Origin of the sequence: Micrococcus sp. GbtcB5 (assembly GCF_019091605.1) — a bacterium.
GTDB lineage: Bacteria > Actinomycetota > Actinomycetes > Actinomycetales > Micrococcaceae > Micrococcus > Micrococcus luteus.
Genome location: NZ_JAGXJK010000126.1, coordinates 1 through 325 on the forward strand (window position 1 = coordinate 1; position 325 = coordinate 325).

At 72.0% G+C, this 325-nt stretch carries 1 protein-coding gene; it reads right to left on the minus strand.

Annotated features, from left to right (window positions below; genetic code table 11):
• Positions 1-75 precede the first annotated feature (75 nt).
• On the minus strand, positions 76-325 hold a 250-nt coding region (locus tag KVS67_RS11735), incomplete at its 5' end, for a hypothetical protein (RefSeq protein WP_217565422.1).

The window sequence follows — 325 nt, forward strand, 5'->3', positions numbered from 1 at the left end:
CTCCCCGCGGGGGAGCTCGCGTGAGGATGCCGCAGCCGCTGGTCTTCGTGTCGTGGGGCCTGGCCGGGGGGCGTCTCAGAGGCCGCCGTGCGGGGTCATGTCGATCTGTTCAACACCCCGGTTCTGGGTGGTGTCCACGACGACGGTCATGGGGCGCTCGGTCCGCGGCGCGGTGACCCAGGGGCCCTCACCGGTGGTCTCGGTGGCCACCATGAGCGCGACGTCGACGCGCTCGCCCTGAACGGTCTGCGCGCGCGACCCGAGCACCTGCACCGACGTGCTGGCCTTGGCCTGTTCGAAGCGGTGCTGGGCGTCGGATTCCCAG